This is a genomic window from Chryseobacterium sp. VD8, assembly GCF_037149975.1.
GTDB classification, from domain to species: Bacteria; Bacteroidota; Bacteroidia; order Flavobacteriales; family Weeksellaceae; genus Chryseobacterium; species Chryseobacterium indicum.
The window spans coordinates 1-2,003 of sequence record NZ_JBBCQL010000393.1 but is presented as its reverse complement, the minus strand read 5'-3'; the positions used below and the strand labels follow the sequence as shown (position 1 = coordinate 2,003).

The 2,003-nt window shown below is 35.5% G+C and carries 2 protein-coding genes; both read right to left on the bottom strand.

From position 1 onward, the window contains the following. Nucleotides 1–1,345: TonB-dependent receptor (locus tag WFK35_RS22515; RefSeq protein ID WP_336734856.1), on the bottom strand; the 1,345-nt coding region annotated here is incomplete at its 3' end. Between the two features lie 35 nt (nucleotides 1,346–1,380). After that, nucleotides 1,381–1,875 (bottom strand): hypothetical protein, encoded by a 495-nt coding sequence (locus tag WFK35_RS22510; RefSeq protein WP_336734853.1) that lies wholly within the window; start codon nucleotides 1,873–1,875, stop codon nucleotides 1,381–1,383. Nucleotides 1,876–2,003 lie beyond the last annotated feature (128 nt).

Genomic DNA, 2,003 nt, shown 5'->3' with positions numbered 1-2,003 from the left:
GTTTCCATTCCTTTTGTAAAGCAAAATGTGGTGTATAAGCTGTCTTGAATTGTTTTTCAAACGACAGATCTTTCTTTCCCGTAATTAAACCCGGAACTGCAAATAAATCTTTTCTGTCGTAATTGGTTCTGTTCGCACTTAATCCCGCAAGAAATGTCAATCCCCAAGGTTTGTACGTTAGATAATCTATTGCAAAATAGGTTGCCTGATTGTTGTTGTATTTAAAATAAGAGGCTCCTGAAATGCCTGTAGTTTCTAATGGATTTGTGATGGATCCTGTAAAACGGTAACTGGAAGTTGTAGACATTGAATTCTGAATCTCCGTTCCGAAATCCAATCTGTTTTCGAAATCTTTGAATTCATTTTTCAGGGTAAATGTGGAACGTAATCCTACATTGGGAGAACTGGTTACGCCGAAAGCCCCTGCAGAAACACTCTCCGTATTTCCATTATAATAAAAAAGCGTGGTGTAATTTCTAAGATTCGGAAGAATATTTACAGAGTTGCTTAATCCTACTCGTGTAGATTTTATTTTTGTTCCTGAATTTTTTCTGATGTAGGCGGGATTTCCATTGTCGATTCCTGCGTAATAATCATCATAAGATATCTGTCCGGAAGTATGTTCGTAAGAATAAGCCTGACTTCCAAAGAAGCTTAACTGATCATTTTTTCCGAGTTTAACTGTTCCGTTTACATTAAAAAAGTTTTTCAGACCGCTTCCGTTAGGTCTGTAACCATCGGTTTCAAGGTGACCGTATGCAGCATTCACAGAATAGTTTTCATCCGCAACATTGAGCTGAGTGCGGGACTGAAATGTTTTAAAAGCACCAACTAAAACGTTTTCTGAAACAGTAATGCCTTTGGTAAAATCCGGACGGGTATAAAAGCGAACCGCTCCTCCTACTCCGCCGCCATACATGGTTGCCGCAGGTCCTTTGATCACCTCAACATTGTTTACATAAGCAAAATCGATGTCATCCAGAATGGTAATTCCTTCGGCATTGGTTAAAGGCATGTTGTTCCAGTAGGCTTTTACTCCCCAGTTATTAAACTTCTGATCGTTTCCGTATCCGCGGACAACCAGTCTCTGTCCTCCGAAATTCGTTCTTTTATCGACCTGAACTCCGGGCATTGTAGATAAAGTCTGGTCTATTGCTGCGGGATTATTTCTGCCAAGTTCTTCTTCTGAAAGGGTTTCTACAGACTGTGCATGTCTTTTGAACTCTGCCCGTTCCTGTTTTATTTTTTTTCTTCCCTGGATTGCAACTTCTTCGATTTCTGATGATTGTTGGGCACTTGCAATTGTGCAGCCTAGTAAAGCTGCAATGCATATATATTTTTTCATTGATTTTAAAAATTAATTATTTGTCGTTTAAAAGTTTATGATGAGATAAAACTTTTTTCCGGAGGCGGAATAATAACGGACAGATAATATGTATTTTCTAGTCTTTTAAGATAATCTGATTTCGGTCTGAAATAAAAGATAAAAAAATGAAGTTTTTCTGCTTCAAAAAAAGTGAAAAAGCTGGATGTTTTTATGATTTTCTTATGCTGAAAAGGTGAATTAAAATGCCGCCATGCCCCTATTTTTTTAGCTGCAAAAAATTCTGAAAATTTTAGAATTGAATGAATAACAATATCTTTTTTATCAAAATAGCAGTGATAGTATTTTTCGCCGTTTTTAAGATCAACTTTAATGATATCGTAAGAAAATCCGTTTAATGTAAATTCTTTTTCTTCCTTCCATTCGGCATTTAAAATTTCTTTCTCAGAAAAATAAATGGTTTCTGCTGCATCCAATTTATGATTTAAAATATGATATTGTGTTATTTCATAAATTTTGGTTTTAATGTAGGAAACAAAAGGATAGATCATATTCATCAATAAGATCATGAAAGGAATAAACAGAAATATGAAAAACAGTTTTTTGTGCAAAAAAAATTATTGTCTTCGGGGGATGAGTTCTCCCTCTGGTTCTACCAAAGTGAATTTTGGAATATTGA

What these genes read in the sequence shown, in the direction of transcription:
- WFK35_RS22510 (WP_336734853.1), bottom strand. Translation starts at nt 1,875, where the DNA reads ATGATCTATCCTTTTGTTTCCTACATTAAAACCAAAATTTATGAAATA.